This is a genomic window from Hydrogenophaga sp., from assembly GCF_041633695.1.
Taxonomy (GTDB): Bacteria; Pseudomonadota; Gammaproteobacteria; order Burkholderiales; family Burkholderiaceae_C; genus Hydrogenophaga.
In genome coordinates, this window is sequence record NZ_JBFJMY010000053.1 from 1 (window position 1) to 15785 (window position 15785).

15 protein-coding genes are annotated in these 15785 nt (G+C 65.7%); 3 read left to right on the plus strand and 12 right to left on the minus strand.

Annotated features, from left to right (window positions below; genetic code table 11):
- Window positions 1–264 (plus strand): LysR substrate-binding domain-containing protein (locus ABYB95_RS05245; RefSeq protein WP_372657402.1); only part of this gene is annotated, 264 nt, incomplete at its 5' end.
- Between the two features lie 18 nt (window positions 265–282).
- Here ABYB95_RS05245 and ABYB95_RS05250 read toward each other — a convergent pair.
- The 3 genes from ABYB95_RS05250 to ABYB95_RS05260 are packed head-to-tail and all read right to left on the minus strand — an operon-like array spanning window position 283 to window position 2685.
- Window positions 283–705, minus strand: coding sequence for a universal stress protein (locus ABYB95_RS05250; RefSeq protein ID WP_372657403.1), 423 nt, complete (start codon window positions 703–705; stop codon window positions 283–285).
- A 19-nt stretch (window positions 706–724) separates the two neighbouring features.
- Window positions 725–1699 (minus strand): metallophosphoesterase, encoded by a 975-nt coding sequence (locus tag ABYB95_RS05255; protein WP_372657404.1) that lies wholly within the window; start codon window positions 1697–1699, stop codon window positions 725–727.
- Window positions 1696–2685 carry a LysR family transcriptional regulator gene (locus ABYB95_RS05260; RefSeq protein ID WP_372657405.1) on the minus strand — a complete coding sequence of 330 codons (990 nt, stop codon included), beginning with the start codon at window positions 2683–2685 and terminating at the stop codon, window positions 1696–1698. Before ABYB95_RS05260 ends, ABYB95_RS05255 begins: the two co-directional genes overlap by 4 nt.
- A gap of 99 nt (window positions 2686–2784) precedes the next feature.
- On the opposite strand from ABYB95_RS05260, the gene ABYB95_RS05265 reads away from it, so the two are divergent.
- Complete coding sequence (locus tag ABYB95_RS05265; protein WP_372657406.1) at window positions 2785–3360, plus strand: hypothetical protein; 576 nt, start codon at window positions 2785–2787, stop codon at window positions 3358–3360.
- A gap of 83 nt (window positions 3361–3443) precedes the next feature.
- Here the strand turns inward: ABYB95_RS05265 and ABYB95_RS05270 are convergent, their stop codons facing one another.
- The 5 genes from ABYB95_RS05270 to ABYB95_RS05290 all read right to left on the minus strand — a co-directional run bounded on the left by ABYB95_RS05270 (window position 3444) and on the right by ABYB95_RS05290 (window position 9285).
- Window positions 3444–5315 carry a phosphoenolpyruvate carboxykinase (GTP) gene (locus ABYB95_RS05270; protein ID WP_372657407.1) on the minus strand — a complete coding sequence of 624 codons (1872 nt, stop codon included), beginning with the start codon at window positions 5313–5315 and terminating at the stop codon, window positions 3444–3446.
- Window positions 5316–5709: 394 nt separating this feature from the next.
- Window positions 5710–5853: a hypothetical protein gene (locus ABYB95_RS05275; RefSeq protein WP_372657408.1), complete on the minus strand. Its 144-nt coding sequence runs from the start codon at window positions 5851–5853 to the stop codon at window positions 5710–5712.
- Between the two features lie 75 nt (window positions 5854–5928).
- The gene (locus ABYB95_RS05280) at window positions 5929–6357 is read right to left on the minus strand and encodes a PaaI family thioesterase (RefSeq protein WP_372657409.1); all 429 of its coding nucleotides are present in this window, start codon (window positions 6355–6357) and stop codon (window positions 5929–5931) included.
- A gap of 13 nt (window positions 6358–6370) precedes the next feature.
- Window positions 6371–7831, minus strand: coding sequence for a mechanosensitive ion channel (locus ABYB95_RS05285; protein WP_372657410.1), 1461 nt, complete (start codon window positions 7829–7831; stop codon window positions 6371–6373).
- A gap of 167 nt (window positions 7832–7998) precedes the next feature.
- Window positions 7999–9285 (minus strand): threonine ammonia-lyase, encoded by a 1287-nt coding sequence (locus ABYB95_RS05290; protein WP_372657411.1) that lies wholly within the window; start codon window positions 9283–9285, stop codon window positions 7999–8001.
- A 229-nt stretch (window positions 9286–9514) separates the two neighbouring features.
- Between ABYB95_RS05290 and ABYB95_RS05295 the strand changes: the two genes are divergently transcribed.
- Window positions 9515–11785 carry an ATP-binding protein gene (locus tag ABYB95_RS05295; RefSeq protein WP_372657416.1) on the plus strand — a complete coding sequence of 757 codons (2271 nt, stop codon included), beginning with the start codon at window positions 9515–9517 and terminating at the stop codon, window positions 11783–11785.
- Between the two features lie 185 nt (window positions 11786–11970).
- Here ABYB95_RS05295 and ABYB95_RS05300 read toward each other — a convergent pair whose 3' ends face one another.
- From ABYB95_RS05300 to ABYB95_RS05315, 4 genes are all read right to left on the minus strand, one after another.
- The gene (locus ABYB95_RS05300; RefSeq protein ID WP_372657412.1) at window positions 11971–12636 is read right to left on the minus strand and encodes a LysE family translocator; all 666 of its coding nucleotides are present in this window, start codon (window positions 12634–12636) and stop codon (window positions 11971–11973) included.
- Window positions 12637–12650: 14 nt separating this feature from the next.
- Window positions 12651–13559, minus strand: a complete 909-nt coding sequence (locus ABYB95_RS05305; protein ID WP_372657413.1) for a hydroxymethylglutaryl-CoA lyase — start codon at window positions 13557–13559, stop codon at window positions 12651–12653.
- Window positions 13560–13696: 137 nt separating this feature from the next.
- Window positions 13697–14617 (minus strand): 2-hydroxyacid dehydrogenase, encoded by a 921-nt coding sequence (locus ABYB95_RS05310; RefSeq protein WP_372657414.1) that lies wholly within the window; start codon window positions 14615–14617, stop codon window positions 13697–13699.
- A gap of 61 nt (window positions 14618–14678) precedes the next feature.
- The coding region (locus ABYB95_RS05315; protein WP_372657415.1) for a biotin/lipoyl-containing protein at window positions 14679–15785 on the minus strand (1107 nt) is incomplete at its 5' end.

Sequence of the window (15785 nt, forward strand, 5' to 3'; positions counted from 1 at the left end):
CGGGTCATGCTCAAGCACATGTTTGTGCCCTCATCCGAAGGGCAGTTGCGCGCGGTCCAGGCCGGTTGGGGTGTGAGCGTGCTGCCCGAACTGCGGGTGCGCGAACACTTGAGCAGCGGCCAACTGGTCAATCTGGCGCCACGCCACCGGCTCAGCGTGGCCTTGCACTGGCATTGCTGGAACCTGAGTTCGGACGTGCTGGACGATCTGAGCAAAGCCTTGCGCCAGGCGGCGGTGCAGCATTTGCGGCCCGCCACGGCGTAGCACCGCGTTTGCGCGGACTCAGCGCACCAGCAAGACCGGCGTTTTGCAGTGCGCCAACACCTGGGTGGCCACCGAGCCCATGACCAGATTGCCCAGGGCGCCATGGCCGTGTGAACCCATCATCACCAGGTCGAACTTGCCGGCGCTGGCGGTTTTGGCGATCAGCTCGCCGGGCGCACCCACTTTGTGAACCACCTTCGGCTCCATGCCATGGCGCTGCAGGAACTTGAGCACCGGCGCCGTCACCTTCTCTGCCGCTTCGGCGTAGTAGCCGTTGGCAATGTCGGCGCCGACCGCGGCGCGCGCGCGCGGCGGCAGCGGCGATTGCGCGGTGAACAGGGTGAACTGGTTGTGGGGGCCGAACAGTTCGTCGTGCGTGGTGAGGTAGGCGAGCATCTTCTTGGTAAAGGTGCTGCCGTCCACGGCGAGCAGGATTTTCATGTTGGTCTCCTTCGGGTGTTCATCGTGTTTCAGTGTAGGGCTTTGAACGCGTGGCGGCTTGCGCTGGCGCAAGCTGTGGCGCCGGTACCTCGATCACGCGCAAGGGGTCGAAGGCGGCTTGTTCGCCCTTGCTGGCGTAGCCCATCGGGTTGGCCACGATGCGGCAGCGGCCCACTTGCTGGTCTTGTGGGCAATGCAAATGGCCGTGCAGCCAGAGGTCGGCCTGGGGCAGGAGTTCGTCGAGCGCGTTGCAAAACCCGGCCGTCCCCGGCGAGAGCCCGTAACGCGGGTCGGCGCTGTGCAGCGTGGGCGCGAAGTGCGTCACCACCACGGTGCTGCCATCAAACGGCTGGACCAGCGCCTGGCGCAGCCAGTCCTGGCATTCCAGCGCCAGTTCGCGCATGGCGGCGGCGTCAAACAAGGCCCCGCCGCGCCGACCATCCATCTTGCTGAGGTAAAAATTCGCGGCCCGAAACGCCTTTTCCCGTTGCCGCAGGCGGTGGGTCAGCGGGTCCAACCGGGGCGACGGGATCGCCATGGGTTTGCCGCGCAAGCTGCCGTGGGCTCCGGTCCCGCTCCCGGCGCCAGTGGCCGGCGCTGCGGCGGGCAGATCGGCCAAGGCATCGTAGTCGGCCCACAAGGTGGTGCCCAACATACGCAGGCCGTCGAGCTCCAGCACCTCGCGCTCCAGCCACCGAATGCCCAGGCGGTCGCAGGCCGCGCGCAAGCCCGCGTGCACCTGGTCCACGTCCAATCCGTCGTACTCGTGGTTGCCGGGCACGAACACCACCGGCACCGGCCAGGCGGCGTAGGACGCGAGCGGGGAAAAGCGTTGCAAGCCCCAGTCGGGTTCGTCGAACACGCTGCCGTCGCGCCGGGTCTGGTAGGAGCCGATATCGCCGGCCAGGATCAGCATGTCGGCGTCCGGCGCGGGTTGGGCGACGAAGCCGGGGTTGGCTTCCAGGTGCAGGTCGCTGAGCAGTTGCAGTTTCATGCCGCGGGCACCACGCCGCTGGTCGCGTCGCCTCGGCCGAAGCACAGGTTGGCGGCGCGCTCCACCCCCTGGCGCAACCAGCGGTGGGTGCTGCTGTGCGAGGCCTGGCGGTGCCAGACGGCGTCCACGTGCACCGAGGGCACGGCCAGCGGCAAGTCGCTCAGCGAGAGCTCGTTTTCCATGCCGGTGGCACCCACAAAATGGCGTGGCAGCACGGTGAGCAGGTCGGTGCTGGCCACCACACGGCCGGCGGTGAAAAACTGGTTCACCGTGAGCACCACCCGGCGTTGGCGCGAACAGGCAGCCAGGGCTTCGTCGACAAAACCAAAGGGCCGCCCCGAAAAACTCACCAGCAGGTGGCGCGCATTGCAATACGCGTCCAGGCTCAGGGGCTGGTTGGCCAGGGGGTGGCCGCGCCGCATCACCACCACGTATTCGCCGTCGTACAGGCGCTGGTGCAAGAACCGGGGGCTGGACTCTTGCAGGTGTGTCGCGCCCAGTTCGGCCAGCACACCGGGGAAATGCCCGACCGCCAAGTCGGCCGAACCGGACTCCAGCAGCTGGCGCGGGTCGCGCGTGGTCAGGGGCAGCACGCGCAGGTTCACTCCCGGCGCCTCGGTTTCGAGGATGTCCACCAGGCCTGGGATGAGCTTGGCGGCGGTGGCGTCGGCCATGGTCAGCACAAAGGTGTTGCGGGCGCTAGCCGGATCGAACAAGCCCGGGGCCAGCGAGGTGCGCAACTGGTGCAAGGCATCGCGCACCGTGGGCCAGATCGCCAGCGCCTTGGCCGTGGGCTCCACGCCGTAGCCCGCGCGCCGCAGCAACTCGTCGCCCAGCACTTCGCGCAGGCGTTTGAGCGCGTTGCTCACCGCCGGCTGCGTCATGGCCAGGTTGTGCGCCGCGCGCGTGAGGTTGCGCTCGGCCATGACCTCGTCAAAAACCCGCAGGAGGTTGAGGTCCAGGGTGCGGAAGTTCAAATCATTCATCATTGGTGTGAATGTAATACATCACAAAAATAAACTGGCGCATACATCGGGTTTACCCTAGTATTCACCTGTCCAAAAGACTTTTTGCAGGAGTTCCACATGAACAGCATCGTTTCCCCCTCCCCGGCAGTTGCCGCGAATTTGCTCGGTCGTCCCAACCTGGCGCCCTCTACCGCTTCCGGCTCCGACCGGGCGCGTCGCGGCTTTGATGGCAGCCGCAGTCTAGCCGCACTCATGCTGGCCGCCGTGGTGGCTGCTTTGGCGGTGCTGGCCGATCACCTGATCAACACCTGGGTCGATGGCCAATTGTTCCTGTTGTGGGTGTCCCTGTGGGTGGTGGTGTTTGCCGCTCTGGCGCTGTTTGCCGATACGGCCCGCAACCTGGCCAGCCGCGCCCTGGGTGCACTGGACAGCTGGTCGCAATCGATTGCCGAATCGCGCGCCGATCAGCGCCTGATGGACCTGGCGAAAACCGACCCCCGTGTGATGGCCGAGCTGGCATGTGCCCGCGACCGCGCTGAGCAGCTGGTCACGAGCGAGCCACAGAGCTACAGCGAGGCACTGGCGCCGCTGGGCATTGAAACGGGTGTGGCACCTGCCACATCGGCCTGGGAAAACTACCTGTCCCACCTCGCCGCCAGCCGCGCCCGCTCGGCGAACTATTACTACATCTGAGCCCGACGCTCAAAGCCCCACGGCTCGCCGGGGGCTCAAAAAAAAAGCCACCGGTGTCCGGTGGCTTTTTTTGTGCGCGGCGGTCAGACCGCCATGCGTTTTTCCAGTTCTGCCTTGGTGTCCACCAGCGCGGCGGGCAGGTGGTAGGCCAGTTGCTCGAAGTGGCTGGCGTGCAGCTTGAGCTCTTCCACCCAGGCCGACTTGTCGATCTGGGTCACGGTCTTGAACTGCTCGGGGCTGAAGTCCAGGCCGGTCCAGTTGAGTTCGTTGTAGCTGGGCGCGGTGCCGAAGGCGGTTTCTTCGCCCTGGGCTTGGCCTTCCAGGCGGTCGATCATCCACTTGAGCACGCGCATGTTCTCGCCGTAGCCAGGCCAGACGAACTTGCCTTCGGCATTCTTGCGGAACCAGTTCACGCAGAAGATCTTGGGCAGGGCGTGGCCCTGGCTGCTGAGCTTGTGCTCCATGTCCAGCCAGTGCTGGAAGTAGTCGCTCATGTTGTAGCCGCAGAAGGGCAGCATGGCGAAGGGGTCGCGGCGCACCACGCCTTGCGCGCCAAAGGCGGCGGCGGTGGTCTCGGACCCCATGGTGGCGGCCATGTACACGCCTTCGGTCCAGGTGCGGGCTTCGGTCACCAGCGGCACGGTGGTGGAGCGGCGGCCGCCGAAGATGAAGGCGTCGATCACCACGCCTTCGGGGTTGTCCCACTGGGGGTCCAGAGCCGGGTTGTTGGTGGCCGCCACGGTGAAGCGCGAGTTGGGGTGGGCCGCTTTGGCACCGGTCTCCTTGGCGATTTGCGGCGTCCAGTCCTTGCCCTGCCAGTCGATCAGGTGGGCCGGGAGCTGGCCGGTGTCCTTCTCCATGCCTTCCCACCACACGTCACCGTCGTCGGTGAGCGCGACGTTGGTGAAGATCACGCCCTGGTCGAGCGAGCGCATGCAGTTGGGGTTGGTGTGCATGTTGGTGCCCGGCGCCACGCCGAAATAACCGGCTTCCGGGTTGATGGCCAGCAGCTTGCCGTCGGCGTTCGGTTTGATCCAGGCGATGTCGTCACCGATGGTGGTGACGCTCCAGCCGGCGAACGCGCTTTCGGGCGGCACCAGCATGGAGAAATTGGTCTTGCCGCAGGCGCTGGGGAAGGCCGCCGCCACGTGGTACTTTTTGCCTTGGGGGTTGGTCACGCCCAGGATCAGCATGTGCTCGGCCAGCCAGCCCTGGTCGCGCCCCATGTTCGAGGCGATGCGCAGCGCCAGGCACTTTTTGCCCAGCAAGGCGTTGCCACCGTAACCCGAACCGTAGCTCCAGATTTCGCGCGTTTCCGGGTAGTGCACGATGTATTTGGTCTTGGGGTTGCAAGGCCAGCTGCTGCTGTCCTTTTCGCCTTCTGCCAGCGGTGCGCCCACGGTGTGCATGCAGGGCACGAAAGCGCCGTCGGTGCCGAGCACATCGAACACGGCACGGCCCATGCGGGTCATCAGCTTCTGGTTCACCGCCACATAGGCGCTGTCGGTCAATTCGATGCCGATGTGGGCGATGTGCGAGCCCAGCGGGCCCATGCTGAAGGGCACCACGTACATGGTGCGGCCTTTCATGCAACCGTCAAACAGCGGCTGCAAGGTCTGGCGCATCTCGTTGGGGGCCATCCAGTTGTTGGTGGGGCCGGCATCTTCCTTCTTTTCGGAGCAGATGTAGGTGCGGTCTTCCACCCGCGCCACGTCGGACGGGTCGGAGCAGGCCAGAAAGCTGTTGGCGCGTTTGGCCGGGTTCAGTTTCTTGAAGGTGCCCGCGTCCACCAACTGTTGGCACAGGCGGTTGTATTCCTCGTCGCTGCCGTCGCACCAGTAAATGGTGTCGGGCTTGCACAGTGCGGCCATGTCGGCCACCCAGGCGATCAAACGGGCGAGTTTGACGTAAGCGGGCACGTTCAGATTGAGGCCCTGCATCGCGGGAGAATTCATGAAAAAGCACTCCGGAAATTGAAAATCGGCGGGCAACAAGAACAGCGACCGCTGTGGTGGTCACAGCGCGTGACAACCGCAGCGGTCTGGAGGTCCCTTTTGCAAAATAGGGGGTCGGCGCGTGGCTGCGGTGCGGATCGCGTTGCAGCGGGTGGGGCCAAACAGCGGGTCGGTGGACCCGGGGTTTGCCGGGCGAGCCGCCCATGACCACGATTTTATGAAAGCCCCTTGCGAGTTACCAACTAGTTACATGCAAAACACGCATAACCTAATGCATGGATCAAGAGGTTGGGGGTGCCGCATGTCGCTCGTGAATGGTGGCCGACCGCTGGCAGGCGTGAAAAAGGCCGAAGGCCCTGGCGGGCGTTCGGCCGATCGGGGAGCGCGGGGGGCTTCAGGCCATGAACACGGCGATGAAAGCCAGCAGGAAAATCAGCACGCCGCCGGCCACCGGCAACACGATGGGCATCAAGGGAACGATGGATTCCACCACGTCTTGTGGTTGGTCGCTGTGGTTGTCGGATGCGGGGTGGGACATGCTTTTCTCCGGAAATGGGTCGTGTATGGCCCCGATTTTAAGGGCAGAAGCCGATCGGCGATCTCTTGCTGCCGATCAGAGCAGGGCGTAAGTGGTGCTGGCGCGGCAAACGCTCTTGCCGTCCTGGGCGCCGACGATGTCGATCTCGCCAAACACCAGGCTCTTGCCGGCCCGGATCACGCGGGCGGTGACCAGCGCGTCCTGGCCCGACAGTGGCTTGAGGAAACTGGTGTTCAGCTGCACCGTGGTCATGGGCCGCTGATCGCCCAACTGGGTGACGATGGCCAGCACCATGGCGGTGTCGGCGGCCGACATCATGGCCTGCCCGCAGACCATGCCACCAACGCGGCTGAGCTGCGGGTTTTGCGGCAGGCGCAGCGTGACTTCGCCTTCGCCAAATCCTTGCACCTGCAGCCCCAGCGCCTGCACCCAGGGCGCAAACCAGTCGCGCAGCAGGGCTTGCAGGCGCTCGGCGTCCATGGCGCTGCCTGGTGCTTGCGACACGGCGGCTGCGGGCTCAGTCTTTGCCACGCAGTTTGCCCAGCCAGTGTTCGGTCAGCTTGCCAGCGGCCTCTCGTCCTCCCAGGCCAAAAGCCAGGGCCACGGCCACCGCGACGGCGCCCAGGGTGAGGCCAAAGGCGAGGTTGACGATGTCGTCGGCGATGCCCATGGCGCGCAGGCCCATGGCGATCACCAGCGCCAGGATGGCGAAGCGGCCAATGCGGGCCAGGCCCTTGGAGCTGGGGCCGCTGGCGCGGTCGATGGCGTCGTAGGCCACGTTGGCCAGCCAGAAGCCGATCACCAGGATGGCCGAGCCGAGCAGGATGTCGGCGCCAAAGCGGATGAAGGTGGACACGATGTCGCTGACCTGGCCAAAGCCGAGCTGCGCCGCCGCTTCGACCGTGGCGAACAGCATGGCGAAGAACAGCGCGACGCGGCCCACGGCGGTGGAGGCGCTGGTTTTCTCGAACGCGTGGGCCAGGCCGATGTGGGCAGGCAAGGTGTCAAAGCCCAGCGTGGCCAGCAGGCTGGCCAGCAGCTTGGCGGCGAAGGACGCAACCAGCCAGGTGATGAGCAGGATCAGGCCGGCTGCGATGATGTGCGGCACCGACGCCATGATCATGCCCAGCATGTCGGTGGCGGGCTTGGAAATGGCTTCGATCTTGAGTGCGTCGAGCGCGGCGATGAGCGAAGGCAGGAACACCGCCACGAACACCAGCATGCCCAGCACGTTGGACAGGTGCACCGTGTCGGCCAGACCGGCCTTGCCGCCCAAGTTGTCCACACCGGCGCTGCGGCTGAGGTTGCTGGTGAGCTTGCGCAGCACCGTGGCCACGATCCAGCCCACGCCACCGATCACCAGGGCCGCCACGGCGTTGGGCAGCATGTCCAGGGTTTTGGCGATCATGTCGCGCAGCGGATCGAGCAGGCCATCCATTTGCAAGGCGCCCAGCACGGCGGGCACGAACAGCAGGATCACCAGCCAGAACAAGGCGTTCGCCAGACCCGCGCTGATGGGTTCCATGCCGGCGTGTTCGGACAGTTTTTCGTCCAGCGTGCTGTGGTCGAGCAGGCGCTGCGCCACGGCGCGCACCACGCTGGCGGCCAGCCAGGCCACAAGGGCAATGACCAGTCCGCCCAGCAAGCGGGGCGCGTATTCAAACAGCTGGGTGGTGAGCGCGGCGAAAGGTTCGGACACCAGCGCCAGGTCGAGCGAATTGAACACCGCGGCCAGGGTGAGCAGGATCACCAGCCAGAACAGGCCCAGGCCTACCGCCCCTTCAATGTCCACACCTTTGCCGGTGAGTTTGCCAAATCGGTGGTTCACACCCAGAAAGCCCAGGCTTTTGCGCGCCAGAGCACGCACGACCACGGCGGCGAACCAGCCCAGCACGAAGATGAGCAGTGCACCAAACAGCTGGGGAATGTGGGCACCTAACGTGTTCTGCAGCGAATCCCATAGGGCGTTCATGTTCATGTCGGTTCTCCAATAGCGGTTCACACACGCTTACATGATGGCAGAGGCCCGGGCGCTGCGTCAACCAAGTGTGCGAGATCGCACAGGATGGGTACAAAAATACCGAGAACGCCTCAGATTGCCCCAAGATCGCGGCAGATGCAGAAGAGGCCGCTGGTCGAAACGCCTCAGAGCCGCACGGTTTCGAAGCCCGCCGCCTGCAGCTTTTCGATCACTTGCAGGATGTGTTCGCGGCCACGCGTCTGCAGCACCATTTCGATCGACACGTTCTGCGCCGCCAGCAGGGTGAACGCGCGCTGGTGGTGCACCTCGTCCACGTTGGCGCCCGCTTCGGCCACGGTGGCGGTGATGAGCGCCAGGTTGCCCGGCACATCGCGTGCGCTCACTTGGATGCGCGCCAGGCGCCCGGCGCGCACCATGCCGCGCTCGATGATGGAGGCCAGCAGCATCGGGTCGATGTTGCCGCCGCACAGCACCAGCCCCACCTTTTTGCCTGCAAAACGTTCGGGGTGTTTGATGAGCGCGGCCAGGCCGGCGGCGCCCGCGCCTTCAACCAGCGTTTTCTCGATTTCCAGCAGCATCACGATGGCCTGCTCGATGTCGCCTTCGTCCACCAGCAGCATGTCGTTCACCTTGGCCGCGATGATGGCCTGCGGGATCTGTCCCGGTGTGCCCACCGCCATGCCTTCGGCGATGGTGCTGTTGCCCTGCGGAAAATGGGTGCCCTTGATGGCGTTGTACATGGCGGGAAAGCGCTCCACCTGCACGCCGAAGATCTCGATGCCGGGGCTGATGGCGCGCGCAGCGGTGGCCATGCCCGCCAGCAGTCCGCCGCCACCGACACCGACCACCAGCACCTCCAGGTCGGGCTGCACGGCCAGCATTTCCAGCGCCACCGTGCCTTGCCCGGCCACGATGGCTTCGTCGTCGTAAGGGTGCACGAACACCAGGCCTTCGCGTTCGGCCAGCGTGCGCGCATGGGCCCGCGACTCTTCCAGCGTGTCGCCGTGCAACACCACCTCGGCGCCAAAGCCACGGGTGCGCTCCACCTTCACGCCGGGGGTGAAGCGCGGCATCACGATCACCGCGCGCAGGCCCAGGCGCTGCGCGTGGTAGGCCACGCCCTGGGCGTGGTTGCCCGCGCTCATGGCCACCACGCCACGCGCCCGCTCTTCGGGCGTGAGTTGAGACAGCTTGTTGCACGCCCCCCGCTCCTTGAACGAGGCGGTGTACTGCAAATTCTCGAATTTGAGAAAGACCTGACAGCCGGTGAGCTGCGAGATGGTGCGCGACTCCACGAAGGGGGTGTTCAGCACCTGCCCTTGCAGGCGTTGCGCGGCGGCGTCGACGTGGTGTTTTTCAAGCATGCCGCGATTGTGATCCGACCGCTGGTCGTGCGGTGCTGGGGTAAAGCCCGACAAACGCCACACATGGTCAATATCAATCTCTTCCATGAATCATGAAGCTGGGTTATGGTCCCGATCAAAGCCGGACCCGTCTGGCTGGCGTCACGCACTTTGTGCAGGAGGTGACCGAATGAGCAAGCGCATGCTGCCGTTGGCAGGGCCGATCACCGGACCTGTCCAGGAGCATCGAGAAAGCCGCGAAGCCCGATTGCATGGGGCGCTGGAGGCGCGCGTGTTCGTGCCGCCCGGCCTGCGCCAGGCGCCGGTGCTGGAGCTCATGTGCTCGCACTTCGTGCTCACCCTGGCCGCCCGCCAGGGTCCGCGCTTCAATGTGCGGCGCGACCTCAACACCTTGCTTTCGCTGGCCGGGCGCCACCTGGTCTGGCCCCAGACCGTGTTGCAACGCCTGCGCGAATTTCTCGAGCGCCGCTGCCGCGACAACGAACTCTGGAGCGGGCACGACCAGCTCTCGCTGAGCGCGTTCATGGAGCGCTACGGCGTCTGGCGCGGGCCTTATGAAGAAGGCACGCTCTTTTTCTACATGGACGAATACGCCAAGGAGTCGCCCAAAGACCTGCTCTCGGTGCTCACCGCCACCGGCGATTGGCTGGCCCAGGCGCTGAAAAAGCAGTCCACGCTGGTGGAGAAAAACATCGACGCTCTGGCTGGGCTGCTGCAACTCAACCGCGCCGAACGTGCGCTCTTGCTCTACGGCACGCTGGCGCGCTACCAGCGCGACCTGCGCTCCATCCTGGTGGAGTTCAAGGTCAACAACGCGCCCGAGGCCTACGCCGCCATCGCCGACGTCGCCGGCGTCAAGGCCAGCGAAGTGGGCGAAGCCTTGCGCGTGGGCTCGCGCCTGGAGCGCATCGGCATGGTCGAGAACCTGATCTCCGAGCAGAACATCACCGACCTGGCCGACCTGATGAAGGTCAGCGAGCAGCTGCCGCCGGTGCTGATGCGCGAATACCGCAGCCAGAGCGAACTGATGGCGGTCTTTACCCGCCCGGCGTTGCGCTCGGCGCTGGAGGAAAAGGATTTTGATTTTGTGGCGCAAGACGTGGCCTTGCTGCGCGCCCTGCTGCGCGAAGCGGTGGCGCGCAAAGAGCCGGGCGTGAACGTGCTGCTCTACGGCCCGCCCGGCACCGGCAAGACCGAGTTGGCGCGGGTGGTGGCACAGGCCGCTGGGCTGGAGCTGTTTGAAGTGGAATACGCCGACCGCGACGGCAACGCGCTGTCGGGCCGCGACCGCTACCGCTCGCTGCAGATCGCGCAGGTGTTCCTGAAGGGCACGGCGCACTCCGCTCTACTGTTCGACGAGGTGGAGGACGTGTTCCCGCCCATCTCCAGCGAAGCGGCGCACTACATGGCGCGCGCCGAACAGGTGAGCGCACCGGTGCACAGCGCCAGCGTGAGCGGCAAGGCCTGGGTGAACCAGATTCTCGAATCCAATGCCATACCCACGATCTGGGTCACCAACCGCATCGAACAGATAGACCCGGCGTTCCGCCGCCGCTTTGCCTATCACCTGGAACTCAAAAGCCCGCCACCGGGGGCGCGCGAACAACTGGTGCGCAAGGCGCTGGAAGGCGTGCCGGTGAGCGACACCCTGGTGGCCCGGCTGACCGAGCGCAAAGGCCTCACGCCGGCTCAAATCCGCACCGCTGTGCGCTTCGCACAACTGGCCGGCGCGCCGCAGAAGTCGGCCAAACGGCGCAGCGCCAAAACCACGACGCCGGTGCCCGATCTGGACCAATTGATCGAGCGCCAGCTGCGCAACGCCGACCAGGCGCTGGGGCGCCAGCCCGACGCCGTATCGCGGCCCGCCGTCACCCAGTACAGCCTGGACATGCTCAACGTGGTCTCGCGCTACGAGCTGCCGCGCGTGGTGAGCGCGCTCAAGGCGCGCGGCCACGGCACCCTGTGTTTTTATGGCGCGCCCGGTACCGGCAAGACCGCGCTGGCCGAACACCTGGCGCAGCAGCTGGAGCGCCCGCTCATGGTGCGCCAGGCCAGCGATTTGATGAGCAAATTCGTGGGCGAGACCGAACAGCACATGGCGGCCATGTTCCGCGAGGCCGAGGCCGAAAAGGCGGTGTTGTTGCTGGACGAGGCCGACAGTTTTCTGCGCGACCGCCGTGGCGCGCAGCGCACCTACGAGGTCACCGAGGTCAACGAAATGCTGCAAGGCATGGAGCGTTTTGCCGGCATTTTTGTCTGCACCACCAATTTGATCGACAGCCTGGACCAGGCGGCCTTGCGCCGCTTCACCTTCAAGATCCAGTTCCAGCCCTTGAAGCCCGAGCAGCGCCAGCGCATGTTTGTGGTCGAAGCGCTGGACGGTGACGCCACCGCGCTCGACGCCGACGCGGTGCATCGTCTGGCGCGGCTCGACCAGCTGTGCCCGGGCGATTTTGCGGCGGTGAAGCGCCAGGTCGAGATACTGGGCGAGCCGCTGGGCGCAGCGGAATTCCTGGCCCAGCTGGAGGCCGAACACCGCATCAAGCCCGAAGTGCGCGAGGCGCGCAGCATGGGCTTTGTGCAGTAGGGCCGTCGGCTGGTGTTGCCCTAGGAGCCTGCGCGGCAGAAGAAGCGTCGGCTGCAAATCGCCCGCAGCGGTCCATTTTTTACCGTCTTTTTGCCCCATAGCCGGGCTATGGGGCTGCAAATCCGGCAAAAACTGTCCTCGCTGGGGGCGATTTTCGCTCTCGACGCCTTCTGCCGCGCAGGCTCCTAGCCGACCGCGCGTTTCACCAGCAACAGGCTGGTGCCCATGGCCACCAGCACGCCGCCAAAAATGCGGTTCTGGGTGCGCCGGGCCCGCGCCGTGGCCAGCCAGCGCTGGGCACGCGAGGCCAGGAACGCATAGCCGTGCATGACCACCACATCGGTGAACAAGGTGGTGAGCAACAACACCAGCAGTTGCACGCCCAGCGAACGGTGGGGATCTATGAACTGCGGCAACACCGCCACCATGAACACAATGCCCTTGGGGTTGGTGACGTTGGTCAGAAAGCCGGTCAGCACCCGCTCGCGCGGCGTGGGCACACCGCGTGCAGCGGCGCCCGCTGCGCTCGTTGGCGTGGCGTACTCGGCGGGCAACGGTAGGACGTCCACCGGCGCACGCCATTGTTTCCAGCCCAGCCAGATCAAGTAGGTCGCACCCAGGACCTTGACCACCAGAAAGGCGCTGGCCGAAGCCAGCAACAAAGCACCCACCCCCGCCCCGGCGATGAGCAAGATGACGGTCAGCCCCAGTTGCAGGCCCATGATGGTCCAGCGCGCTTCTTTCACGCCGTAGGCCAGGCCGTGCGCCATGGACAGCACGGCGCCCGAGCCGGGCGAGACCGCGATCACCCAGGACGCGGCGAAATACGCGAGCCAGACATGCCATTCCATGGTCTATCCCCTTTTCAAGCCACGCGTTTGGCCAGCACCGCCCGCGCCACGCGCGAACCCGATGGGCGGCCCAGCTGTTCGCTGATGTAGGCACCGGCGTCGATCAGCTGATCCAGGTCGATGCCGGTTTCGATGCCCATGCCGTGCAGCATGTAGACCACGTCTTCGGTGGCGACGTTGCCGGTCGCGCCTTTGGCGTACGGGCAGCCGCCCAGGCCGGCCACCGACGCATCGAACTGCCAGACGCCCATTTCCAGCACCGCCAGCGTATTGCTCAGCGCCTGCCCGTAGGTGTCGTGGTAGTGGCCCGACACATCGGCCAGGTCAAAGTGCTTCAAGGTGGCCTCCATGGCCGCCTGCGTCTTGCGCGGCGTGCCCACGCCAATGGTGTCGGCCACGCCCACGTGCTGCACGCCCAGGTTCTTCATGAGACCGGCCAGATAGGCCACGCGCTCGGGCGCGATATCGCCCTCGTAGGGGCAACCCACGGTGCAGCTCATGGCGCCGCGCACGTAAATGCCCGCCGCGCGAGCCGCCTCGACCACGGGCACAAAGCGCTCGATGCTCTCGGCAATGGAGCAGTTGATGTTCTTCTGGCTGAACGCCTCGCTGGCGGCGGCAAAGACCACGATCTCATCGGGCTTGTCTTGCAGCGCGGCTTCAAAGCCCTTGAGGTTGGGCGTGAGCACCGAATAGCGCACGCCGCTCTGGCGCTGCATGCCGCTCATGACCTCGTGGTTGTCGGCCATCTGCGGTATCCATTTGGGCGACACATAGCTGGTGACCTCGATCTCTTTCAGACCGGCGGCCTGCAAGCGGTGCACCAGTTCGATCTTGACCGCGGCGGGCACGGGCTGCTTTTCGTTTTGCAAGCCGTCGCGTGGGCCGACTTCGACGAGTTTGACGCGGGAAGGTAGTTTCATGGTTGCCTTGCTCAAAGGTTCAAATGTCCGCACCCACCCCGCAATCCGCGAAGTGGCTCTGGTTCAGAAACACCGCAGAACCGGCTGGGCCGGTCTGTCGGTGTCGCCCCGGTGGGTGTCCGTGGGACTGTCGCCTGTCAATACCCCCGCGCGGCATCCACGATGCCCGGCACCGTTTCACCGCGCTCCAGCGCCGCGATCTTGCCCACGATCTGGGCGATGCTTTCGTGGCGCAGGGTGCGCGCCGAGGTGTGGGGTGTGACCGTGATTCTCTCGTGTTTCCAGAACGGATGCTCGGCGGGCAGCGGTTCGGTGCGGAACACGTCCAGCGTGGCGCCGGCCAGATGCCCGGATGCGAGCAAGTCCAGCAGGTCTTGCTCCACCAAATGCGCGCCGCGCGCCACGTTGATCAGATAGCCCCCAGGCAACAGGCGCGAGAGTGTTTCGCGGTTCAGGATGTTTTCGGTATCGGGGGTGAGCGGCAGCAGATTGACCAGCACGCGGCTCGCCGCCAGGCAGTCTTGCAAACCGCTGGCACCGGCGTGGCACAGCACACCCGGCACCACCTTGGGGCTGCGGCTCCAACCGTGCACCGGGAAATCGAACAAGGCCAGCGACTTGGCCACCCGCTCGCCCAGCACCCCCAGGCCCAACACCGCGACCGGAAAATCCGCGCGATCCTGCGGCTTGCGGAACGACCATTTGCCCTGTGCCACATCGGCCTCGTAGCCATCGAATTCGCGGAAATGGCGGATCACCGCGTGGCACACGTATTCGGCCATCTGCACCGACATGCCCGCGTCGTCCAGCCGCACCACCCGCGCACCGGCGGGCAGGCGCGATTTCAACAAGGCGTCCACGCCGGCGCCGATGTTGAACAAGGCCTTGATGCCTTGCTGTTCGTCGAGAAACGCCTGGGGCGGCGCCCAGACCACGGCGTAATCGGCCAGCGGCGCGCCCGGTTGCCAGGCCGCCACCTGGGCGTCGGGGAAAGCGGCGCGCAGGCCAGCCAGCCAGGGTTCGGCCTTGGTATCGGTGCAGCAAAAAGTGATGTTCATGAGAACCGAGCATAAGCGGCTGTGCGCCGGGGTGCAGTCCCCGCCGTGCCCGCCAACCCCCTCAAGCCGTGGTTATTTTGAGCAGCTCCGCGCCTTCGGCCACCTGGTCGCCGGGGGCGTACAGCAGTTCGGCCACGGTGCCGTCGGCCGGTGCGGCGATGGTGTGCTCCATCTTCATGGCCTCCATCACCGCCAGCGCCTGGCCTTTGGTGACGGCGTCACCGGCCTTCACCGCGAACGACACCACCTTGCCGGGCATGGGGGCGGTGAGGCGCCCACCTTCGGCGGCGGCCTCACCGGCGTGTGCCAAGGCGTCGATCTCCACGATCTGGGTCGCGCCCAGGGCGCAAAACACGTGCACGGTCTCGTCTTGTTGCCAGGTCTGTACCGTCTGGCGTTGGCCGTTGAAGCGCAGGTCGATGCGGGCACCGCTGTCAGACGCCAAGGCGTCAAAGGCCAGCACACCGCTCACCACCCCATCTGCCACGGGCAGGGACAGCGACAAACCGCCGTCGTGCAAATAGCTCAGGTGGGCCAGAAAGCCTTCGCCCTGGTATTCAAAATCGAAGCGGCGCACGGTCAAGCCGTGTGGGCGCCAGCCGTCGCGGCGCGAGAACGGGTCGGAGCCTTCACCGGCGCGTTCGGCCAGCAGGGTTTGCGCCACCGCAGCCGCCACGGCCAGGGCGCGGCCCACTTTGTCCTGGTTGAACAAGCACGCGGCCTCGCGCGGGATCAGCGCGGTGTCGAGTTCGGCTTTGGCAAACGATGGGCTGTTGACCACGTGGCGCAAGAACTGCACGTTGGTCGACAGGCCGACGATGCGGGTCTCGGCCAGCGCCGCGTCCATGCGCGAAAGCGCTTCTTCGCGCGTGGCACCGTGCACGATGAGCTTGGCCACCATGGAGTCGTAGAACGGGCTGATCGCGTCGCCCTCGCGCACGCCGTCGTCCACGCGCACGGCGCCGCGTTCGAACGCGGTGGCGGCGGGCTTGCGGTACACGTTCAGGCGGCCGGTGGCGGGCAGAAAGTTGTTGTCCGGTGTTTCGACACAAATGCGGGCTTCGATGGCGTGGCCATGGATGCGCAGTTGGTCCTGCTTGAGCGGCAGCGGCTCGCCAGACGCCACGCGCAGCTGCCACTCCACCAGGTCCAGCCCGGTGATGGCTTC